Annotated in this window: 16 protein-coding genes; 11 read left to right on the forward strand and 5 right to left on the reverse strand. The window is 68.9% G+C overall.

Features of this window, described 5'->3' with window-relative positions:
• Positions 1-34: 34 nt before the first annotated feature.
• A complete protein-coding gene (locus ACIBBH_RS33195) occupies positions 35-2230 on the forward strand; it encodes a hypothetical protein (protein ID WP_399411052.1) in 2196 nt (731 codons plus the stop codon).
• Positions 2231-2418: 188 nt separating this feature from the next.
• On the opposite strand, the gene ACIBBH_RS33200 is transcribed toward ACIBBH_RS33195, so the two are convergent.
• Positions 2419-3108: a hypothetical protein gene (locus ACIBBH_RS33200; RefSeq protein ID WP_399411053.1), complete on the reverse strand. Its 690-nt coding sequence runs from the start codon at positions 3106-3108 to the stop codon at positions 2419-2421.
• Between the two features lie 441 nt (positions 3109-3549).
• Between ACIBBH_RS33200 and ACIBBH_RS33205 the strand changes: the two genes are divergently transcribed.
• From ACIBBH_RS33205 to ACIBBH_RS33225, 5 genes are all read left to right on the forward strand, one after another.
• Positions 3550-4014, forward strand: coding sequence for a phosphoadenosine phosphosulfate reductase family protein (locus tag ACIBBH_RS33205; protein ID WP_399411055.1), 465 nt, complete (start codon positions 3550-3552; stop codon positions 4012-4014).
• A 458-nt stretch (positions 4015-4472) separates the two neighbouring features.
• On the forward strand, positions 4473-5525 hold the full coding sequence (locus tag ACIBBH_RS33210) for a tyrosine-type recombinase/integrase (protein WP_399411098.1): 1053 nt from the start codon (positions 4473-4475) through the stop codon (positions 5523-5525).
• Positions 5522-5860, forward strand: a complete 339-nt coding sequence (locus tag ACIBBH_RS33215) for a helix-turn-helix domain-containing protein (RefSeq protein WP_399411057.1) — start codon at positions 5522-5524, stop codon at positions 5858-5860. The genes ACIBBH_RS33210 and ACIBBH_RS33215 overlap by 4 nt, the downstream gene beginning before the upstream one ends.
• Before the next feature lie 255 nt (positions 5861-6115).
• The gene (locus ACIBBH_RS33220) at positions 6116-8218 is read left to right on the forward strand and encodes a hypothetical protein (RefSeq protein ID WP_399411059.1); all 2103 of its coding nucleotides are present in this window, start codon (positions 6116-6118) and stop codon (positions 8216-8218) included.
• Positions 8215-8361, forward strand: coding sequence for a hypothetical protein (locus ACIBBH_RS33225; protein WP_399411061.1), 147 nt, complete (start codon positions 8215-8217; stop codon positions 8359-8361). Before ACIBBH_RS33220 ends, ACIBBH_RS33225 begins: the two co-directional genes overlap by 4 nt.
• 256 nt (positions 8362-8617) lie before the next feature.
• Here ACIBBH_RS33225 and ACIBBH_RS33230 read toward each other — a convergent pair whose 3' ends face one another.
• Positions 8618-9052, reverse strand: a complete 435-nt coding sequence (locus tag ACIBBH_RS33230; protein WP_399411063.1) for an Lrp/AsnC family transcriptional regulator — start codon at positions 9050-9052, stop codon at positions 8618-8620.
• Positions 9053-9133: 81 nt separating this feature from the next.
• Here ACIBBH_RS33230 and ACIBBH_RS33235 point away from each other — a divergent pair, with 81 nt between their 5' ends.
• The 5 genes from ACIBBH_RS33235 to ACIBBH_RS33255 all read left to right on the forward strand — a co-directional run bounded on the left by ACIBBH_RS33235 (position 9134) and on the right by ACIBBH_RS33255 (position 16931).
• A complete protein-coding gene (locus ACIBBH_RS33235) occupies positions 9134-12103 on the forward strand; it encodes an aminotransferase class III-fold pyridoxal phosphate-dependent enzyme (RefSeq protein ID WP_399411065.1) in 2970 nt (989 codons plus the stop codon).
• 514 nt (positions 12104-12617) lie between these two features.
• A complete protein-coding gene (locus ACIBBH_RS33240) occupies positions 12618-14009 on the forward strand; it encodes a 2-oxoadipate dioxygenase/decarboxylase family protein (RefSeq protein WP_399411067.1) in 1392 nt (463 codons plus the stop codon).
• A gap of 33 nt (positions 14010-14042) precedes the next feature.
• Complete coding sequence (locus ACIBBH_RS33245; RefSeq protein WP_399411069.1) at positions 14043-15575, forward strand: aldehyde dehydrogenase family protein; 1533 nt, start codon at positions 14043-14045, stop codon at positions 15573-15575.
• Positions 15576-15928: 353 nt separating this feature from the next.
• Positions 15929-16414: a cupin domain-containing protein gene (locus ACIBBH_RS33250; RefSeq protein WP_399411071.1), complete on the forward strand. Its 486-nt coding sequence runs from the start codon at positions 15929-15931 to the stop codon at positions 16412-16414.
• Positions 16332-16931, forward strand: a complete 600-nt coding sequence (locus tag ACIBBH_RS33255) for a GNAT family N-acetyltransferase (RefSeq protein WP_399411073.1) — start codon at positions 16332-16334, stop codon at positions 16929-16931. Before ACIBBH_RS33250 ends, ACIBBH_RS33255 begins: the two co-directional genes overlap by 83 nt.
• On the opposite strand, the gene ACIBBH_RS33260 is transcribed toward ACIBBH_RS33255, so the two are convergent.
• From ACIBBH_RS33260 to ACIBBH_RS33270, 3 genes are all read right to left on the reverse strand, one after another.
• The gene (locus tag ACIBBH_RS33260) at positions 16826-17677 is read right to left on the reverse strand and encodes a hypothetical protein (protein WP_399411075.1); all 852 of its coding nucleotides are present in this window, start codon (positions 17675-17677) and stop codon (positions 16826-16828) included. The genes ACIBBH_RS33255 and ACIBBH_RS33260 overlap by 106 nt on opposite strands.
• Positions 17678-17934: 257 nt before the next feature.
• On the reverse strand, positions 17935-19086 hold the full coding sequence (locus tag ACIBBH_RS33265) for a Glu/Leu/Phe/Val dehydrogenase (protein ID WP_399411077.1): 1152 nt from the start codon (positions 19084-19086) through the stop codon (positions 17935-17937).
• Positions 19083-22004 (reverse strand): FAD-binding and (Fe-S)-binding domain-containing protein, encoded by a 2922-nt coding sequence (locus ACIBBH_RS33270; protein WP_399411079.1) that lies wholly within the window; start codon positions 22002-22004, stop codon positions 19083-19085. The genes ACIBBH_RS33265 and ACIBBH_RS33270 overlap by 4 nt, the downstream gene beginning before the upstream one ends.
• Positions 22005-22036 lie beyond the last annotated feature (32 nt).

Here is a 22036-nt window from a genome sequence, read left to right on the forward strand (position 1 = left end):
GCTCTGCCACACCTGCGGGCAAGCCAGGATCGCCGTGAGGAAGGACCCCGCCGGAGCGATCATCTGCACCGGCTGCCACCGCAAGACCCTGCCCAAGGAACCCTGCTGGGCATGCCGAAAGATCGTCATCCCGGCCGCCCGCACCGAGGAAGGCGCCTGGTGCACGCGCTGCCGCCAGCATCACCTCGCCGAACCGTGCTCGCGCTGCGGCCTCACCAAACCGGTCGGCCTGCGCCGCGAGGACGGCCGGCCTGTCTGCCGCGCGTGCTACCAGCACGTCCATCCCCGCCCCCTGCGCCAGTGTGTGGACTGCGGCGACGCCAGGCCCGCCAGCCGCATCAGCGAAGACGGACCGCTGTGCGAGAAGTGCGACAACCGGCGGGCGCCGACCATCCTCTGCCCGCAGTGCGGCCAGAACAGAAAGGTCGGCATCCTCAGCACCGGCGTCTGCCGGGCCTGCGCCCGCCAGGCCACCCCGCGCCAGACCTGCGTCAACTGCGGTCTCCTGCGGCTTGCTGTCTACCGCGACGAGAAGGGGCAGCCGTGGTGCGACGGCTGTCGCCGCGCCGACCAGGCACAATCCTGCACCGGCTGCGGTCGCCGCACCGTGGTCACCGCGCGCGACGAGCGCGGCCCCTGGTGCGACCGCTGCTGGCAGATAGTCCGGCCAGGCCCGACCTGCCGTGACTGCGGCAGCAGGCCATCAGCACCGGTGACAAGCGACGGGACGCCGCGCTGCGTTCCCTGCTACTCCGCTGCGGTCGTCCCTTGCGCTCGATGCGGCACGCCCGCCCGCGCCGAGCGACGGTGGCCGGAAGGACCGGTCTGCCTCGCCTGCGTCGACGCGGTCCGCCTCACCCACCAGGACTGCCACCGCTGCGGACGGCTCGGCGGCGTCTTCCACCGCGAGGCCAACGGGCCGCTGTGTCCCGAGTGCGCCGGCGTCACGTTCTCCTACCGCTGTCCGACCTGCGCGGCGATGGGCCGCCTCATCCAGGGACAGTGCCCGCCCTGCCGGGCCCGGCTCGTCCTGACCGAGGCATTCACCGACGCAGACGGCCGACAGGACACCCGACTGGTTCCCCTGGCCGAGTTGTTGGAGCACTACGACAACCCGTACTCGATGATCCTCTACCTGCGCCGCCCCGGCGGCCAGCTCATCCGCGACATGGTCCGCGGCACGCTCCCGTGCACCCACGAAGCCCTCGACGCACTGCGGCAGACCACCTCCGTCCAGCACCTGCGGGGCCTGCTCGTCCTGGCCGAGATCCTGGAACCACGGGAAGAGCAACTAGCCCAACTGAAAAGGGACTTCGACATCATCCTCGGCGAGGTGTCATCCGTGGCGGACCGGACCATCCTCGCCCGATACGCGCGTTGGCATCTCATGCCCCTCGCGCACCAGCGCCTCGACCAAACCGGCTTCAGCCGCTACCAGCGCGAGCACCTGCGCCGCCAGCTGGGCGCCGCCCGTGTCCTCCTCGGCCACATCCGCAGCCGCGGACGCACCCTCGACAGCGTCACTCAGCACCTCGTCGACCGGTGGCTCATCGCCAACCCGACCCACCAGTACTACGCCCGGCCCTTCCTCCTGTGGGCGGCAACCTCAGAGCTCGCACCCGCGGACGTCGCCATCGCCACCTCAAGCAGGAACGGCGAACGCTCCATCATGAACGACACCGACCGGGTACTCACCGCGCTCAAGCTGGAGACTGACCACAGCCTTCCGCTCGCGGACCGCGTCGCCGGCTGCCTCGTCCTGCAATACGGCCAGAGCACCGACCGCATCGTCAAGCTCACCCTCGCCCAGATCCACATCCATCCCGACGAACCAGGAGTCCTCGGCCTCCAACTCGGCCGAGAACCACTCTGGCTCCGGCCACGCCTGTCTGCTCTCCTCCAACAACTCACCCACGAACGCCGCCCACTGGCGGCAGCGCTCAAAGACCAGGAGACCCCGTATCTCTTCCCCGGCCTTCGCCCCTCCAGCCCCCTCAGCTCGAACACCCTGCAACGCCGTCTCCAGCGCCTCGGCATCCCCAGCGCCAACAAGGCGCGCAACGGCGCCTGGCTGGCACTCGTCGGCGCGGTCCACTGGAAGATGCTCGCCGACCTCCTGGGCGCCGCCGACGGCACCGCCCACCACTGGCACAAATGGAACGGAGGCGACCGCGCCAGCTACGTCGCCAGCCGCCTCCGAGCAGCACAAGCACCCACGGGACCCGAGTAAGCCGACTATTGATACTGAGGTACGCCAGTACTACAGCGGCGGATCTTGCTGATGTGGTCGGCATTGTTCGTTCGGGTGGAGGTGTGCGGTGGTGTGCGGGCAGGGGTCGCCGCGTCGCTAATGTTGCGGCAGCACACCGGGAGAGGCGCTGGACACTCCGACTCTTTCATCGACATCCTGACAGATGCTCAGCAATGAATCTCAGTCAGGTCATTATACGTTGAGGGATCCTGGCGTAGCCAGCCAGCGCCAGGCAAATCACACTGTGCAGTCTTGGCTCCGCCCACATACAGGGCGGCGTATTCTCTGTATGGGCGCCGCGCGGTGACACGGAAAGTCTGGCCTGCGTCGTCCGCCTTCTGCATCGCGGTGGAATTTCCGTCGATGACAGTAATTTCGATCACAAAATCACAAAATGACTTTAGCGAATATGCCTTGATGGTAAATGTCTGCTTTTCGCCATAGTCCAAGGCCACCGAATGATTGTCGAAGTAGTTGCCCAACTTGGATGAATCGATCTTCTCCGTCTCCATTGCCACCGCCGGCGGCTCCTTGGCGACTGGTCTCGGCGAGTCGAGGTCGAAAAGAAGCCCGACGTTCTCCTCGCCACCCGCAGTGTAACCAACGATGGCGGTCCCCTGAAGTGGCGCCCTGCATTGCTGTTTGACGGCTTCCATTTCGATGACTTTTACTGGATCTTTCCTTCTCCCCTCAAGGACGAGTTTAATCAAAGAGTCTGGAGCCTCTGCACCGCCGTGGTCTCGCGTCCAGTCTAGAATATTGGGTTTGTCCTGCTTGAATGAATCGACCTTAAGTTGGATCGGTGACGGGAGGGCAAGGAATACTCCATCCCTTTCAATGGCATGGGAATAATCCACTCTTAGGGCGGGTCCGCTTGAGGGGTTGGATCGGAACAGGATCCTGCGAATATCGCCCAAGAATGCCACGATGAGCGTCGCTACAACGGCTACAATTACTCCCTCCACGACTCGTGCCCAGAGTTTGCGCCGCCGGATGGACTGGGCGCTCGTAGAATGGGGCGATACGGGTCGTCGCGAGCGTCGGCGGAAATTCATTCGGCGACAACTTTCAAGTTTATTCCATTCGGATGCTGGATTATCTCGGACGATGGGTAATCTCGACCTCCTGGCGCGCAATTATGTGAACCGCCCACGGCTGCTAGCCTGAACGCAGGTCAGACTGCGAAATTGCCGGACAATCCTTCGGCGTCCCAAGTAGCGCCCGCCGCCACCACTATGACGGCGGCGAGCGGATCCGCTGCCGTGACGCTGCGTGGCGTTTGGGGGACTCATTCGTCCTTGTGGAGTATTGCTCGCCGCCAGCAGCAGCGCCTGGCCATCGACATGCGCACCAGCGCGAACAGCCGCATGGTGCTCACCTGGCACCCCATCTTCGAGGTGACCGACCGCGAGGTCTGGCAGGAGATCGCCACACATGGGCTGGAGTACCACCTGGTCTACGACGCCCTGATCCCCCGCCTGTCCTGCGTGTTCTGCGTCCTGGCCCCCTTCGACGTCCTCGTGCGCGCCGCCCGTCTGTGCTGGGCCCTCGGCCTGCCGCTGCCCGCCCGCTACCGCGACCTGGAAGCGAAGATCGGCCACCGCTTCAAGCAGAGCCACAGCCTCGCGGAGGTCTACGCCGAGGCTGAGCGCCTCGAGCGAGAGGAAGGCCCGCTGGTCTGGAACCGCGGCGACGCCGTCCGGCAGCACCTCGGCGCCGGCGCAGCCGACGACTACCTGGCCCGTGTGGCGCTGGCTGCCTGACCACCTTCACCTGACCGCCCGTCCCAGGGGCCGCTGGCCACGCGGCACGGTCCCTGGGAGGGCGGCCCTCATCCCGGGGCGACGCAGCACGCCCACGGCGCACCCACGCTCCAACTCCGGCAGGAAGCCGTGTCGTCGACCTTCAGCAACGAGCCAGCAGGGCGCGTGATCGTCATCGTTAGTGGATGACGTGCAGGTTCCCCGAGGGCTTCTGAGAGCGGAGAAGGTGCTCGTCAGCAGGTCAGCGGTGCGCGTGGCGCCCGTTCCGTGATCTCCAGGAATTTGCGAGTAACTAGGAGAAGTCCGCTGGAACTCCAGTAATCTCTGTGCTTGTGTCAGATTTCGAAGGTCGCACCCTCATTCTCGTGCCGCCGCCACATGCTGCGGAGGAGGGCTCAGGTCCGATCGAGACCGGTTTGGCGGATGTCGTCACCCTCCAGCGGCGCAGCCAGGCACGGATGTCCGCCCAGGACGAGGAGAGCTTCTTCGTCGATGCGCTCACCGAGTACCAGTGGGCGCGGGACTCGGCCGGACTGGCCCCGTCGACGATCGACCAGCTGATCAAGCCGGTCATCGAGGTCTGCGACTTCTACGGCACCGTGCCGTGGCATCTGACCCCGCGCGAGGTCGACAAGTACTTCGCCGGTCCGGGGAAGCGGGCGCACAACACGCACCGGCAGAAGCTCAACCACATCGACGCGTTCTTCGCCTTTCTTGAACAGCGCTACGCCCACGAGATCATGATGAGGTTCGGGGCGACGGTGGAGTCACCGGTGGACCCGTTCAACAGGCCCGTTCACCGTGGGGACTTCGGGCTGCGGGTCCCACCGTCGCAGACGGCGATGAAGGAGTTCTTCGCCCGCTGGAGGGAGCAGTTGCCGTACGCCCGGAAGTACGCCGTGGCCTGCCGCGACTACGTCATGACGAAGATCGCATACGTCTCCGGTGTGCGGGCTGCCGAGCTGTGCCCGGTGACGATCGGCGACGTCCACTGGGAACACGGCCAGTGGGGCCGGTTCGTCGTCCAGGGCAAGGGCGCTCGCGGCTCGGGACCGCGGCCTCGCGAGGCGTACATGTTCCGAGAGGGGCGCGAGCTGCTCTGGTGGTACATCGAGGAGGTCCGGGCGGAGTTCGGCGACGACGCCGATCACCCGTCGGCGCCCCTGTGGCCGTCCGAGCGCAAGCCCAAGGCGATAGCGGCGCTGAACCTGCCGATCGCGCCGGCGATCACACCCTCGACATTCCGCCGCCAGCTCCACGCGGCGGCCGCGAGCTACCTGACCGGCCCGGTCACCGACCTCTTCCCGCACCTCCTTCGGCACGCCTGCGCGACCCACAACTACGAGCGCGGCATGACGCTGTGGGAGGTCCAGCGCGTTTTGGGCCACCACTGGGCCACCACGACTCTTCGGTACATGGCGACTGCACAGGCCGACCCCGAGCATGCCAATGTTGCAGCGAGCTCGCGGGCGGCCCAGCGCCTGGTGATGGACAAGGGGAACCTTCGGTGAAGTGGAATCTGAGGATGGTGGCCGCTCAGCGGGATCTGTGGCGTCCCACCGAGTTGTTGGAGGCGTTCAAGACGGTCGGGTTCACGCCGTCGCTGAGTAAGGTCGCCGCGATGTGGAGCGGCACGCCGGTCACGGTGCGGCTCGACGACCTGGACAAGATCTGTGCGGTGCTGAACTGCACGGTTGGCGATCTGCTCCAGGCCGAGCCCCTGGAGGCCGCTGCGGGAGGGACCGAAGCACTGCCGAAGGCGGTGGGCGCTGAAGGCTTCAACGGGGGGCCTGTACGGCCAACCCCCGGTCGGCAGGGCAGCCGTCGCTCGCTGCCGCCGAACTGACGAATGGCGGCACGATCTCATCCTGCTCAGTGCCCGGACTGCAAGGGCTGGGGGGTTCTCGGGCTGGCCGCGTGCCAGGGGTGCACGGAGTGGCGGAAGAAGCATCCTAAGCAGGGCGTCTGTCTGCGCTGCCGTCACACGGGATACCTCAACTCCGACCGTCTGTGCCGGGCATGCCTGCACGCGGTCCGGCTCGACGCCGACGCCGCGTGGGTCACCGACCCGGAAGGCGCCAGCCCTCGGAGCCGCCAGCTGATGTTCCTCTACTACGGCCTCGCCCCCACCCACGCCCAACCGCTGCGGAAGTACGGCAGGCGCACCGGCCGCACCGGCACCGATCAGCGCGAGCGGCTGCACTGGGTGGAACACCTGCGCGCGGCCGCGGCCCCGACCCGAGACGACCCTGCGGTCCTCCCACCCGCCGTCCCGGGTCAGCTACCGCTCTTCCCGGTCCGCCGGATGCTGTCCATCGACGTCTGCCGACGCATTCTGCAAAGGCCGCTCGCTGGCTATAGCGATGTCGTCGAGCACACCGCGGCGTTTGCGGCGGACACCGGCATCAGCAAACCCATGCAGCGCAAGCTGCACGAGATGCTGCGCCTCGCGCTCGCTGTGCGCGACGCGGACGGCGACGGCCTCGTCGATGAGCTGGTCCTCGACGACATCCCCAACTACGGCCGGTCCGTCCGGGCGATCCTTCTGCGGGCGGAAATGCTCAGGCTCCTGCCAGAGCCGCGCGAACCCGACCGTCCCCGACGGTCACGGACGTCACGGACCACGCGCCGCGTCTGGGCGCCCCGGGCGATGACACCGAGGTCCTGCCAGCAGTGCGGCTCCTGGTTCACAGCGACGACGAAGGTCACCTGCGAGCCCTGCTCATCCTTCGCCACCCTCGAGAGAGGGAACAGCCCGGCCTCCGCGGGAGCGTGCGACCGCTGCCGCCGTGTTGACCTGCCGCTCGCCGACGGACACTGCCGCGGATGCCGATGGCACGTAGCCAACTACGGCCCAGGGGACATCGCCCGATTCGGGACGCAGTTGTGGCTCGGTTCACCGGTCCCGGCACCCACAAGCCTGCGTCACTCGAGCGTGGCCCCGCCTACTCCGCGCCGCCCTGTGTCTGAGCACTTGATGGCCCCTGGGCAGGAGAGGCTGTTCGAGCTCTGGCGAGACTGGCGCCCGGTGGTCAACTTGACGCGGCACAATCTACCGACGCTCACGGACTCGGCCGAGCGGCTGCTCGACGACCTCGGCAGCGTGATGAAGCAGGAGATGTGGTCCCAGGTCCCCGCCACCAAGACCCGAAACACGCTGACCATCCTGGTGTCCTGGCTCGGTGCCGATGCCCCGCTGCTGGAGTCCGACATCCGGTCGCTCGTCGACAACCGTCCCCTGAAGTTCAGCGGGCGGCGGGTCACGCAGTTCCTGGAAACCCGCGGGCTGCTGATCCCAGATGCCGAGTTTCGCCGGGACGCGCATCAGAGGCGCTTGGAGGCCGAGCTCGCCGCACTTCCCGCGACGATCGCACAGGAACTCTCGGTCTGGATCAAGGCCGTGCGCGGAGAGGGCAAGTGGGAGCACGCTGGCCGCACCTACCGGAGCATCGCCCGCTACTGGCATGTCCTGGACCCGATCCTCAAGGGGTGGCTCGCGGACGGCATCGAGAGCCTGCGCGAGATCACCCAGGACGACGTCAAGCGGGCCATCGCCACCCGCAAGGGGACGCCGGCCCGCTCGATCCATATCGTCCTGCGGAACGTCTTCCGGGCCCTTCGGCAGGAAGGCGTGATCTTCCGCGATCCCACCCGCGGCCTCGTCTTCGCGGGGATCAACAAGACCCCGCCTTCCGTGCCCTCGGACCGACTGGCCGGCGTCTTCAGCCACGCGCAGAACGACTTCCAACGCTTCGTGATGGTGCTGGTCTGCGTCCACGCGCTCAGCGGCACCGACATGCGCCACCTGCTGCTCACCGACCTCGACCTGTCCCGTGAACGGCTCATCGTCCGGCGCCCTGGCAAGCGGCACGTCGTCTACCTGGACGAACTCACCTACCGCTGCGCCTCCGCGTGGCTCCGTGAACGTCACCGCCGCTGGCCGGTGACCACCAACCCGCACCTGCTCATCAACCGATGGACTGCGGTAGACACCACCCACTCGCCCATCGGCACCACGTTCACCGCCATCTTCCGGCCCACCGGACTCACGATGCCGACGCTGCGGCAGGACCGGATCCGCGACGAGGCATTCGAGGTCCACGACCCGCTCCACCTGATGCGCCTGTTCGGCATCTCCTCGCAGACCGCCATGCGGTACATCACCGCGGCCCACCCGGAACGCACCGCGAAGCTACCCCGATGAGGGCGAGCGGTAGCCACCAACTCCGAGCGTTCGAGAGCGCCGACCCCCTCAAGCTGATACGGCTGTTCGGCATCACCGAACAGACCGCCGTGCGCTACGTCACTGCCGCCCACCCCGAGCGAACAGCCAAGCTACCTCGGTAGGCCGTCCCGTCACCTGGTGTGCGGTCTGGAGCACTGAGCAAGCTGTCTAGATCGGAGAAGAGTTCTCCCACATCCGACGCCCAGTGCGTCAGCGGGAGCAAACATCCTGTCCAGCGACACGTTGCGTCGACCGCCTTCGACACCTACGTAGAAGGCGCGGTTCATACCAGCCCTGTTGAAGCAGAGTGCGGGCTCCATGGCCTCGCAGGAGCGCTCGCCGTAGCTGTGCGGTCCCGGTGCTTTGCAGATGATCTGCTCAGCCGCCCCGGTTCACCAGGTCGGTGAGCAGAATCTGGGTGCGTGTATGTGCGAATCCCGGCATCCGCTGCAAACGGAGAATCACCTCCTCGAGGTGGTCGGTGTCGCGCACGTGCACCAGGGCCAGTGCGTCGGATTGGCCGGCCGTCGTCCAGGCCCGCACGATCTCCTCTTCCTTGCTGAGTGAGGCGATCAACGACTCGCGCGAGGTGCCGGGCGCGACGTAGACCGCGAGCAGCGCCTTAACGCCCACCCCAAGGGCTCGGTGGTTGAGTTGCACGGTGTACCCGCGGATCACACCGGAGTCCTCCAGCCGGGCGATGCGTCGTTTGACGGAGGACGGGGCAAGCCCGGACACTCGCCCAAGATGCTCAAGGGAGGCTCTGGCGTCTCTCACCAGTTCATGCAAGATTCTGCGGTCAGTCTCATCCATATGATGGATTCTTGCATTCTTTGGTGGTGTGGCGCAGGTTCCCATCGACATGTGGAACACCCGAGACCTAGCTTCCAGCTTATGGACACCACTGCACTTGCCGCGTTTGCCGCGGAACTGTTCGACATCCACGCCGAGGCCGCGCCGCTGCCCGGCGAACGTGACAGCAACACGCGGCTGGACGTCGGGAGGCGGCCGCGGTACTTGCTCAAGATCTACTCGGCCGAGGCGAGCCCTGCGGAGATCGAGTTCCAGGAGGCGCTGTTGGGGCACCTGGCAGGTTGCCGATCAGCCGTGCCCTCGGCCGCGCTGGTCGCGGCGACAACGGCGACCGTCTCCGGGGAGAAGCGGACCGTGCACCTGCTGGAGTGGGTTCCGGGGGTCCTGTGGTCGCAGGCCGGTCCGGCGGACGGGCGCAGGTTGCGGGCCCTGGGCTCCGCAGTGGCGGCACTGGACAGGACGCTCGCTGGATTCGAGCACTCCGAGCTGGACCGTGACTTCCGCTGGCACCCGCTGCGTGCGGTCGAACTCGAACGCGCGGTGCCGCGCGTCGCCGAGAGCGAGCGGGAGTTCACCGCGAGCGCCCTCGCCCGGCTCGGCGAGCTGATGCCGGAGCTGCGCACGCTGCCGCAGCAGGCGATCCACAACGACGCCAACGAGAACAACATTCTCTTGGACGCCGACGGGCGGATCACCATCATCGACTTCGGCGACGTGGTACGCGCCCCGCGGGTGTGCGGGCTCGCCGTGGCCGTGGCCTACGCCCAGCTCGGGCAGCCCGATCCGGTCGCAGCAGCGTGCGCAGTGATCGCCGGGTACCACACCGAGGCCCCGCTGTCGGCCACGGAGCTGCGGCTGCTGCCAGATCTGATCAACGCCCGGCTGGCGATGAGTATCGCCAACAACGTCGAGCAGCGTGCCGCCGACCCGGACAACGAGTATCTGGACAGCAGCCAACCGCAGATCCGCGAGCTGGTGAAGGTGCTCTCCGCCGAGCCACGCGAGCTGCTCGTCGCCCGATTCCGCGACGCCTGCGGGTACCGCCCGATACCCGCGGAGCGGGAGATCGTCTCCTGGCTGCGCTCCGCGGCCTGCGACCCCGCCCCCATGCTCCGCACCGACCCGGCCACAGCGCGGATCCACACCATCGACTGGAGCGCGCACGGCCCCGCCGAGCTGCACATCGGGCGCGGTGCCGAGGCGGTGGACGCGGCCATCGCCGCGGACCGCGCCGCGCGCGGGGGCACGCTCACTCTCGGCCGCTACCGCGAGGACCGCGTGGTCTACCGCTCGGACGCCTTCGCAGGCGGACCCGGCGGCGAGCGGCGCAGCGTGCATGTGGCGATCGACCTGTTCGACGCCGCAGGTGCGCCGGTGTTCGCCCCGTTCGACGGCAAGGTAGAGGCCGTCGAGTTCCGCGACGCGGACTACGACTACGGCGGTGTCGTGCTGCTCGAACACCGCACCGGCAGCGGCACACCGTTCTGGCTGCTGGTCGGCCATCTCGACCGGCGCAGCGTCGAGCGGCTGCGCGCCGGTGACCCGGTGCGCCGGGGCGAGACGATCGGATGGATCGGCCGGGCGGCGGAGAACGGGGGGTGGCCCCCGCACATCCACGTCCAGCTGTTCACCACGTTGCTCGGCCGTTCCACAGATCTGCCCGGGGCGGTCCGTCCGAGCGAGGCCGACGTATGGGAGAGCATCTGTCCCAACCCGAACCTCGTGCTGCGCGCACCGGGGAACACGGCCGTCGTCCCGGACCGCGACGCCGAGCAGATCGCCGCGCGGCGTGCCGCGAACCTCTCTCCCTCCCTGTCGCTGAGCTACGCCGAGCCGCTGCACATCACGGGAGGGGAGGGCGCGGAGCTGATCGACGCGTACGGCAGGCGGTATCTGGATCTGGTGAACAACGTCTGCCATGTGGGCCACTGCCACCCGCAGGTGGTCTCTGCGATCAGGGAGCAGGCGGGACGGCTGAACACGAACACCCGCTACCTGCACGCGAACATCGCCGAGTACGCGCGTCGGCTCGCCGCCACTTTCCCTGACCCGCTGAACGTGGTGATGCTGACGAACTCGGGCAGTGAGGCGAACGACCTCGCTCTGCGTCTGGCCCGCACCGCGACCGGCCGGGAGCACGTGCTGTCGCTGGACTGGGCCTATCACGGCAACCTGAGCTCGCTGGTCGAGATCAGCCCCTACAAGTTCAACCGTCCTGGCGGGACCGGGCCGGGGGAACGAGTGCGGGTCTGCGATGTGCCCGACCCCTACCGCGGCGCGTTCGGATCGGACGGTCCGCGCTACGCCGAGCACGTCCAGGCACAGTGCGCCGATCTGTCCGCTGCGGGCGCTGCGCCGGCTGCCTTCATCCATGAGTCGGTTCTCAGCTGCGCCGGGCAGATCGAGCTCGCCGACGGCTACCTGCCGGCTGCTTACGCCGCGGCGCGCGCAGTCGGTGCCCTGTGTATCGCCGACGAGGTGCAGTGCGGCTTCGGCCGGGTCGGTGAGCACATGTGGGCCTTCGAGCGGCACGGCGTGGTGCCCGACATCGTCACTCTGGGCAAGCCGATCGGTAACGGCCACCCCATCGCCGCGGTGGTGACCACCCCCGAGGTCGCACGCCGGTTCCGGACCGGGATGGAGTACTTCAACACCTTCGGCGGCAACCCGGTGTCGTGCGCGGCCGCGCTGGCCGTGCTGGACGTGGTGGAGAACGAGCGGCTGATGGCCAACGCCGCGCGGGTCGGCGGCTACCTGCAGCAGCGGCTGTCCGCGATGGCCGAGCACCACCCGGCGATCGGTGACGTCCGCGGGCGGGGCCTGTTCCTCGGCGTGGACCTCGTCGTCGACCGCGCCAGCAAGGAGCCCGACCGTGCACTGGCGAAGCACGTGGTAGAGGCCGCAAAACGAGACGGCGTGCTGCTGTCCACCGACGGCCCGGGCGACAACGTGCTGAAGATCAAGCCGCCCCTGGTGCTGGGGATGGAGCAGGCCCGCCGCGCCGCCGATGTCCTCGACCGCGCGCTGGCCCAGGCGGTGACCGCACGGTAAGCCTCACCGCGCACAGGAGCCGTCGCTCGTGAGGTACCGGATAGTGGAGCACGTCGAGATACCACTGCGCCTCTTCGGCGCGGTGGTCATCAGGTCGCCTGCCTGAGGCCCGCAGCAGCCGCGCCCTCTGCCGCCGCATCCGCTCACCAACTTCAGCACGCCGGGCGAGCGTAAGAATTTGTGGGCCTGCCGCGTCAAACCTCTCGTGCTGCTGGTCCTTGCTCGTCGTGTGGCCCACGCCCATAGTGAAAAGGAGCCCTCTTGACCATGATCGATGAGTGAAAGGCAGTGTGGGGCAAGACAGCACTCAGCGCCCACGCACCGGAGGCTCTCTCCTCGCCTGTGGTATCGGCCTTCGCCAAGCCGCCTCCCGCGCGCTGCGGGCCGGTTGGCGAGAACGCGTCGAGACCTCTGTCCGGACGGAGACACTCACCGGGATCTCCGCTCCCCGCCGAGGGCTTACGTCCGGCAATCCCTGATGTGACTCCCCTCTCATGGAAAGGCAGAAAGCTCGATGATCAGCCAGTGGCAGCTGCGCGCCGCCTTCGCCGCCCGGCTCTCCGAGATGTACGGAAGGGAGGTCCCCGCCTACACCACGCTCGTGGAGGTCTCACGCGAGGTCAATGAGGACGTCCTGCGCGCGCAGGGCGCGGATGCCGAACGGCTGGGCTCCATCGGCCGCGTGACCGCGGAACGCCACGGCGCCATCCGCGTCGGCACCCCCGCCGAACTGAGTCAGGTCGCCCGCGTCTTCGGCGCGCTGGGCATGCACCCGGTGGGTTTTTACGACCTGCGCGAGGCCGCCGCCAGCTCGGTGCCTGTCGTGTCGACCGCGTTCCGGCCGGTCGACGGCGAGGAGCTGGCCCGCAACCCCTTCCGCGTATTCACCTCCATGCTCACCCCGGCCGACCCCCGCTTCTTCGACGACGAACTGCGCGGCCGCCTGGAGACCTTCCTCGCCGCCCGCGAGCTCTTCCCGCCGGAGCTGCTCGCCCTGGCCGACCGCGCGGAGGCCGAGCGTGAACTGCCCGACGAGGACGCCGAACGGTTCCTTCAACTCGCCGTAGCCGTCTTCGAGTTGTCGACCGAGCCGATCGACAAGGCGTGGTACGAGACCCTGGAGCGGATCTCCGCCGTCGCTGCGGACATCGGCGGTGTCCGCAGCACCCACATCAACCATCTCACCCCCCGTGTCCTGGACATCGATGAGCTCTACCGCCGGATGACCGAGCGCGGTATCGAGATGATCGACACCATCCAGGGACCGCCCCGCTGGAAGGGCCCCGACATCCTGCTGCGCCAGACGTCCTTCCGCGCCATGGCCGAACCGCGTGCCCTGCGCGACGCGGACGGCAGTGTGGTGAGCGGGGCGCTGCGGGTGAGGTTCGGCGAGGTCGAGGCCCGCGGCATCGCCGTGACCCGCGAGGGCCGTGCGCTCTACGACCACCTGCTCACCCTCGTGGACCAGCAGGCGGCCCAGCATCCCACCGCGGAACGGCCCGAACTCGCCGGCGCCGTCTGGGCCGAACACGTCCCCGGCACCGAACGCGAGCTCGCCGCACAAAGGTTGGCGTACTTCACCTACCACATCGCCCCCGACCGGCCGCGCGACGGCAGCCGCCCGCCCGCCGCCCTCGGCGACCTGCTGGACCAGGGCTGGATCCGGGCCGAGCCCATCGTCTACGAGGACTTCCTGCCCCGCTCCGCCGCCGGCATCTTCCAGTCCAACCTCAGCGGCGAGGGCTCACGGGACAACGACCAGGAAGGCACGGCCTACGACGCCGCCTGGCTCTCCGGCGCCATCGACCGCCAGGTCCTCGACCCCTTCGCTCTTTATGAGCAGCAGCAGAACCTTTCCCTGGACGAGGTCGCCGGGGAACTGGGGCTGCAGACCCCGCTCCGCTGACGCGCCGCCCTTCCCACTCCTTAAGGACGCCACATGACCGCCAGCACCACCTTGCCCGCCACAGACGACCTGCGCGCCCGCGCCCGTACGAGCCTGGAACGTATCGGCGTCACCGTCTCCGAAGGCGCCGACTTCCAGGCACGTACGCCGATCACCGGCGAGGACCTCTTCGGTCTGACGGCCGCGACCGCAGCCGACACCGAGGAAGCCATCGAGGCCACTCGCGAGGCCTTCCTCACCTGGCGCACCACCCCGGCCCCGCGCCGCGGCGAACTCGTGCGCCGCCTGGGCGAGTTGCTGCGTGAGCACAAGAGCGAGCTGGCCGACCTCATCACCATCGAAGCGGGCAAGATCCGCTCGGAGGCGCTGGGCGAGATCCAGGAGATGATCGACATCTGTGACTTCGCGGTCGGCCTGTCCCGCCAGCTCTACGGCCGCACCATCGCCTCGGAGCGCCCCGGTCACCGCCTGGCCGAGACCTGGCACCCGCTCGGTGTCGTCGGCGTCATCTCCGCATTCAACTTCCCGGCCGCCGTGTGGTCCTGGAACACTGCCGTGGCCCTGGCTTGCGGCGACACGGTGATCTGGAAACCGTCCGAACTCACCCCGCTCATCTCCCTCGCCTGCGACCGGCTGCTGGCACAGGCCGCCGAGGAGACCGGAGCACCCCGGGACGTACACCGTCTCCTGCTCGGCGACCGCACGATCGGCGAGAAGCTCGTGGACGATCCCCGCGTCGCTCTCATCAGCGCCACCGGCTCCACCCGCATGGGCCGCGAGGTCGGCCCCCGCGTCGCCGCCCGCTTCGGCCGCAGCCTGCTGGAGCTCGGCGGCAACAACGCCGCCGTCGTCGCCCCCTCGGCTGACCTCGACCTCGCCGTGCAGGGCATCGTCTTCGCCGCGGCCGGCACCGCGGGCCAGCGCTGTACCACCCTGCGCCGTCTGATCGTCCACCGCGACATCGCCGACACACTCGTCGCACGGCTCACGGCCGCGTACGCCAAGCTCCCCATCGGCGACCCCTTCGACGAGAACACCCTCGTCGGACCGCTCATCTCCGCCAAGGCCCTCGACGGCATGCAGGACGCCATCACCCGGGCCCGGGCACAGGGCGGCAAGATCCTGGTCGGCGGAGAGCGCCGGCTGGCCGAGGCCGCGCCGCGCGCCGCCTACGTCGAACCGGTCATCGTCCGCGTCGACGACCAGAGCGACGTCGTACGTGAGGAGACCTTCGCGCCGATCCTCTACGTCCTGACCTACGACACGCTGGAAGAGGCCATCGCCCTGCACAACGACGTCCCCCAGGGCCTGTCCTCCAGCATCTTCACCCGCGACCAGCAGGAAGCCGAGCTCTTCCTCTCCGCCGAGGGCTCCGACTGCGGCATCGCCAACGTCAACATCGGCACCTCCGGCGCAGAGATCGGCGGCGCCTTCGGCGGGGAGAAGGAGACTGGCGGCGGCCGCGAGTCGGGCTCCGACGCCTGGCGCGCGTACATGCGGCCGGCCACCAACACCATCAACTACTCCGGCCGGCTTGCTCTGGCACAGAACGTCAGCTTCCTCTGAAACCGCAAGCTAGCTGGGGATACCGCGACAGGAAGGGGCAAGGCACCGCCCGCAGCTTCGTAGCGTCGGCCACCCGGAAGGCATGTTGAGCCGGCGCGGAGGAAGGGACCAGTGGCGCTACTACCACTGGTCCCTTCCTCCGCGCCGCTGGCGCACGGGGAGTACTTGTCTGTCGAGTGCCGGGCTTCGCGAACTTCGCCGCTCAGTTGCCGCTGTAGCCGTGGCGGGTGACGGGAGGTGATGCACCGCTCCCCAGGAACGCGACCGCGACGCCCGCGAGGGTTGTCCCGCCAGGCCGTTTGTGAAGGAGGAGCCACTGCAGGATGGGTACGAGGGGCACGTAGAGGGCCGTGATGAACGCGGAGGCCCTCGGCGTGAGGGTCCTCGCGGCAGAGCTGTCTCAGACAGACATCAACGCGGTCGCCTGGCGGGGACAGGCACCCGAGAGCATGGCGGCCCTCCTCGGTTCCGCGCCGGCAAGCCGCGAGGCGCAGCTGTGGTCGTGGTCACTCGCCTCTGGTGAGGCGTATGAAGCGCTGCCCGACCCGCAGGGCTGGCACGAGATGGTGCTCGTCACCGAGGGACAGATCCGCCTGGACCGCGACGACGCCCGCGTTGATCTCGTGGCCGGCCAGCACAGCCTCTACTCCACCGCGCAGCGCTACTCCTACCGCAACACCGGAACCACGACGGCCCGCTTCGTCCGCGTCGTCATCCGGTCGCGCCCGCCCTCCGACCCCGTACGGAAGAACGCCGATGAACGTTACGACCTGGTCCCTGCAGATGCTCGAGCCCAGCGCGCGGTCTCCCCGCCCCTTCCCCGAGGGTGTGCGCCTTGACCGGGCCACCGGGATCACTCCGGAGTACGCCCGTTTCCTCTACGCGCTGGTCGGCGGGAACTGGAACTGGACCGACCGGCTCGGCTGGACGCGACAGCAGTGGGCTGACGAGCTGGACGTGCCCGGCGTTGAGTTCTGGATCCTCTACAGCGAGGGCGTCCCGATGGGCTACGTGCAACTCCACCCCGTCGTCGAAGCGGACGGCACGCACGTCGAGATCCTCTACTTCGGGCTCGCCGAGCAGGCGCTCGGTCGCCGCCTCGGCGGCTGCTTCCTTGAACACGGCATCGCCGCCGCCTGGACCCTCCCCGACCGCACCGGCCTCCCGCCCGTCGCGCGCGTATGGGTGCACACCTGCACCCTCGACGGCCCCGCCGCACTGACCAACTACCAGTCCCGCGGCCTGGCCATCTACAAGACGGAGGACGCCGACGAGAACGTGCCGGACCAGCCTCTGGGAGCATGGGCCGCGACCGGCGGACCCGCACCGACGACCGACGGCGACCGCTGGCAGTAAGGCGGTGCGGGCATGCCGTCGATGGAGGCCAGCACCACGCTGAAGCAAGCCCGGAGCGCCCCGCAAAGAACGCGATATCGAACGTCCATCCGGGGGAGTATGGCCTCCGCGGTGGTCTTCAGCCAGGTCAGCGACTCCGGCTCGCCCACCGCGCCGAGCTTGTCCACCGACAGGCGGGCACGGCCACCGTCCGGGGACGACGATCTCCACTTTCGCGTCGTCGCCGGCCTCCTGAAGCCGGTCGGCCATCTGCCGCCATGCCGCATCCGGCCCCGGGCGAGCTGGGCCAGATGGTCGCCGCCGTCTTCGGTCAGGGACAGCCCCGCCAGCACGTCCGCGCGCATCGCCTCCCACTGCGGGCCGTCCAGCAGCCGGGCACGCGGGTCCGCCCACCGGTTCGACGGGGCGGCGAACACGTCGCGGAGGGCACGGTGCAGCTGCTCCAGCACGTGCACCACGTACACATCCCGGCCGACCGCACCCTGCGGCAGCTTGGCGCTGGGGAACGCCGCCCGCTTCCACATCGCCGGCACCAGCTCGGCATCGACCTCGCGGGGCAGTAGCGGCCGGTCCTTCACCCGGCGCCGCGACAGCGCGGGCGGGTGGCGCATCGCCTTCAGGATGCGCCGACCACCCGGAGCCGCGCCCAGCGTGTCCGGCTCACCCAGCATGGACAAGAGCGATCGCGAGACGCCGGCCTCACAGGCGCCGGCGTCGAAGGAGACGGGCTGCCCGGCAGCGTCCACGCGCCGCAGCGCGGCGATGGGCCCGTTCTGGTTGCAGCGGCCCGAAAAAGGGCGGCAGCGAGGATGTGCAGTGAGTCGTCCGCCCACAGCATCGCCACCATCCGGTCGCCGAGCGGCGCTCCGTGGCGGGCGTGGAACTCGCAGAACGACGACAGCGCGGCGAGTTTGCGGTTCACGCTGGACTCCGCGCAGTGGTGGTCCGCTGCGGGCAGTACGGCCGAAGCCCCCGGCCCCAGGCCGCCACCAGCCGCCGGTGTTCAGCTGAGGGGGATGCGCCCCTTGCTGCGCATGGCGGTACGGACGCGTTCCTCGGCCAGCGCGCGCCCGGCGGCGTGCGTAGTGGTCTCCCGCCGCTGGGCCTCTGTGATGACGGTTGTGGTGTTGGCTCGCAGCTTCGTCGAGATCGTCGCGAAGATCTCGGACGTGTCGGGCCGGAAGCCGGAGTAGCGGGCGTCCATCGCGAAGGCGGCCGCGACGACGCCGCCGGCGTTAGCGACGAAGTCGGGGAGCACGGTGATGCCGCGTTCGGCAAGGATGACCTGGGCGTCGGGGGTGGTGGGCAGATTGGCGCCTTCCACGACGAGTTTGGCTTTGATTTGGTGCGCCGTGCTGCTGGTGATGACGTCCTGCAGCGCCGCCGGCACGAGGATGTCGCAGTCGACGGTGAGCTCCGCGCCGGGGGTGGTGAGCGCGGTGCCCTGGTCGGAGCGGGTGACGAAGTGGTCGCCGTGCTCTTCACGGGCGGCCAGGAGACGCTCGACGTTGAGACCGCTGGGGTTGTGCACTGCGCCGTGAGCGGTGGACACCGCGACGATGGTGGCCCCCAGTTCGGCGAATCGTCGGGCGGCCGCGGCGCCGACAGCGCCGAAGCCCTGGATGGCCACGCGGGACCCAGCCAGGGGCAGGTCCAGGACCTGCGCGGCGGCGTCCGTGGTCTCTGCGACGCCATAGCCGGTGACGCCGAGTCTGTCGTAGGCCACGCCGCCCAGGTGCTCGGGCGTGCCTACGGCGGCGCCGCGGTCGCCGAGCTCGTCCTGGATGATGGCAGCGTCGCTTTCCGTCAGTCCCATGTCCAGGCCCATCACGTACTCGCGCGGCACTTCGTTCGACAGTGCCCGGGCGAATGCACGCAGGATGCCTTCTTTGTCGGGGGAGGCGGGGTCGGCGACGATGCCGGCTTTGGCGCCGCCGTAGAAGAGGTCGACACCGGCCCACTTCCATGTCATGACGCGGGCCAGGCGGGCCACCTCGTCGACGGTCACGCCGGGGCTCATGCGGGTGCCGCCCTTACCGATGCCGCGGGCGGTGTTGTCGATGACCAGGACGCCCTTCATGCCGGTGCGGCGATGAGAGACGACGACGATTTTCTCGGGGCCCCAGTCGTCGATGAGGGAGAGTGCGTCAGTCACGAATTCTTCCTTTTTCCTTTGTCGGAGTCAGAGGGCAGTGCGTCGGCGATGAGCTCGGCGAGGTGGGTGCCGGTGCGGTCGGTCTGCTGTCTGATCTGGGTGCGGCAGCTGAAGCCGTCGGCGAGGACGACCGTGTCCGGGGCGGCCGCCCGCACGGCGGGCAGCAGGACCTGTTCCCCTGCGGCGACGGACACCTCGTAGTGGCCGCGTTCGAAGCCGAAGTTGCCGGCCAGGCCGCAGCAGCCCGAGTCCAGGATGGTGTTGTCGACGCCCATGCGGCGCAGCAGTATGCCGTCGGTGCCGAAGCCGGAGGTGGCGTGCTGATGGCAGTGGGTCTGGCTGATCGAGTGAGCCCGCAGTTGCGGGGCCTGCCAGTCGGGCGCGTGCTGGACGAGGAGTTCGGCGAGAGTAAGGGTGGAGCGGGCGACGAGACGGGCGTCCTCGTCGCCGTCGAGAAGCTCGGGCAGATCGCTTTTCAGCGCTGCGGTGCAGCTTGGTTCCAGGCCGACGACAGGGGTACCGGCGCGGACAGCAGGCGCCAGGGCGTTAGTGGTGCGCCCGGCGATGCGGCGGGCGATGCCGAGCTGGCCGGTGGTGATCCAGGTCAGCCCGCAGCATTGGGTGCCATTGGGGACCTGGACTTGGAAGCCGGCGTTCTCCAGCACAGTCACCCCGGCCATGAGGACCTCGGGGGTGAAGTGGTTGTTGAAGGAGTCGACCCACAGCAGGACCGGGCCGCGCCGGCCCTCGCCCCGGGGCGCGCGGCGGCGGAACCAGGACAGGAAGGTCTGCTCGGCGAAGCGGGGGATGTCGCGCTCGGCGGCGATCCCTCCGAGCCGTTTGATCAGCGGGGCCGCCGGGGAGGAGGTGAGGGCGTTGACCAGCCGCGGCATGCGGGCCGCCGGGCGGGAGAGCAGGGGCAGCCAGCCCATGGTGTAGTGCGAGGCGGGCCTGATGCGCCCCTGGTAGTGGTGGTGCAGGAACTCGGACTTGTAGGCGGCCACATCCACGCCGACCGGGCAGTCGACGCTGCAGCCCTTGCAGGACAGGCACAGGTCGAGGGCGTCGCGGACCTCGGTGGAGCGCCAGCCGTCGGTGATCACATCGCCCTGGGTCATCTCGTACAGCAGGCGAGCGCGGCCCCGGGTGGAGTCCTTCTCGTCCCGGGTGACCCGGTAGCTGGGGCACATGAAGCTGCCGCGGGGCGTGTGAGAGCGGCACTTGCCGACGCCGACGCAGCGGCGGGTGGCCTTGGCGAAGTCGCCGTCGTCGGCGTGGAACGGCAAGACTGTGGCCAGCGGCAGGGGCGTGCGCTGTGGGCTGACGCGCAGGTCGGCGTCCAAGGCCCGAGGCTGCACGATGATGCCCGGGTTCAGGCCGTTGTCGGGGTCCCAAACGTTCTTGAACTCCTCGAACAGGGCGATGACTTCAGGCCCGTACATCAGCGGTAGGAGTTCGGAGCGGGCCTGCCCGTCACCGTGCTCGCCGGAAAGCGAACCGCCGTGCGCGGCTACCAGTTTGGCCGCGTCGGTGAGGAAGGCGCGGAAGACCGCGGTGCCCTGCTCGGTGGTGAAGTCGAAGTCGATGCGCACATGCAGGCAGCCTTCACCGAAGTGCCCGTAGACGGCGCCGTGCAGCCCGTGCTGCTCCAGCAGCGCCGTGAACTGCGTCAGGTAGGAGCCGAGTTGGTCGGGCGGGACCGCCGCGTCCTCCCACCCGGGCCATGCTTCGGCTCCCCCGGGCAGGCGGGTGGCCAAGCCTGCGCCGTCCTCACGGATACGCCACAGCCGACGAGCCCGGGCCGGGTCAGTGACGACCTCGCTGCCGGTGCAGCCGGCGATTCGTTGCGCCTGTGCGGCAATCGCCCGTGCCCGGTCGGAAAGTTCGTCGGCCGTGCCTCCGATCTCGGTGAACAGCCAGGCCTGGCCGGCGGGCAGGGTGTCTATGGCCGTGCGAGTCTCGGCCCTGGTGATGATGTCGGTCAGGGCACGGTCGAGCCCTTCCAGCGCCAGCGGCTGGTGGTCCAGCAGGGCGGGTACGGCCTCCGCCGCGGCGACCGCGTCACAAAAGCCCAGCACCACCAGGGCGCGCGCGGGCGGTGGGGAGATGAGGCGCACCTTGGCCGAGAGAATCACGGCCAGCGTGCCTTCGCTGCCGACCAGGGCTCTTGCGAGATTGAAGCGGCGCTCGGGCAGCAGGTGCTCCAGCGCGTAGCCCGACACCTGCCGGGGGAACTGACCCAGCCGGGTGCGCAGCACGGCCAGGTTGTTCCGGGCCAGCCGGTGCAGTGCGCCGATCAGCTCCCCGCGTTCGCCGCCGGCGGCCACGGCCGTACTGATCTCAGACTCGGTCATCTCGCCGATCCGCAGCATCGTGCCTTGATAGGTCAAGACCTCCAGTTCCACGACGTTGTCGGCCGTGCGGCCCCAGGCCACGGAGTGCGTTCCGCAGGCGTTGTTGCCGATCATGCCGCCCAGCGTGCAGCGGCTGTGCGTCGATGGGTCCGCACCGAACAGCAGGCCGTGTTCGGCAGCGGCCCGCTGCAGTTCGTCCAGGACGATGCCCGGCTGCACGGTCGCGGTCCGCTCCTGTGGGTCCAGGGCGATCAGCCGGTTGTAGTGACGGGAGAAATCGAGGACCACCCCGCGGCCCACCGCCTGCCCCGAGGTACTGGTGCCCGCCCCGCGCGAGGTGATCGGCACCCCGATCCGACGGCAGACCTCGACGGCGTTGAGGACATGCTGCCGCTCGCGCGGGAAGACCACGGCCAGCGGGACTTGACGGTAATTCGAGGCGTCGGCCGAGTACTGGGCCCGTCGCCCCGCGTCGCCGGCGACCTCGCCGCAGTTCCCTCGCCTGAGGGCCTCAAGCACGGCCGCCGTGTCGAGGCCGCCAACGCCCTGTGGTGTCGTGGTCACCGCGCTTCCTCCTTCATGCACCGACCGCTTTC

This window comes from Streptomyces sp. NPDC051636, from assembly GCF_044453765.1.
Taxonomy (GTDB): Bacteria; Actinomycetota; Actinomycetes; order Streptomycetales; family Streptomycetaceae; genus Streptomyces.